Genomic DNA, 547 nt, shown 5'->3' with positions numbered 1-547 from the left:
CGAGAAGTGCGAGAGTTCATCGAACACGACTTGGGCGAAGAAGGTATGGCGCGTTCAGTGCTGGTCGTTGCGACATCCGACAGACCAGCCATGGAGCGCGCAAAAGCGGCGTTCGTTGCGACTTCTATCGCCGAATATTTCCGAGACCAAGGCAAGCGCGTTTTGCTGCTGATGGACTCCGTCACCCGTTTTGCTCGTGCCCAACGTGAAATTGGCCTTGCCGCTGGTGAACCACCAACTCGACGCGGTTATCCGCCTTCTGTTTTTGCCGCGCTGCCAAAACTAATGGAGCGCGCAGGCCAATCGGACAAAGGCTCTATCACTGCCCTCTACACCGTATTGGTCGAAGGTGACGACATGACCGAGCCTGTCGCAGATGAAACGCGCTCCATTCTGGATGGGCACATTATCCTTTCGCGGAAATTGGCAGCGATGAACCACTACCCTGCCATTGATGTGCTCCGATCTGCAAGCCGAGTGATGAACCAGATTGTCGAAGCGGATCATCAAGCATCTGCCGCGCATCTGCGTGAAATGTTGGCGAAAT

General features: G+C 55.2%; 1 pseudogene. It reads left to right on the top strand.

Annotated features, from left to right (window positions below):
- Window positions 1-547: pseudogene (vscN, locus tag R7P74_RS28615) on the top strand (SctN family type III secretion system ATPase VscN); the annotation flags it as partial.

The sequence above is a fragment of the Vibrio sp. 2033 genome, assembly GCF_033339735.1.
The sequence above is the reverse complement of the archived record's forward strand: the minus strand, read 5'-3'. Positions and strand labels throughout refer to the sequence as shown.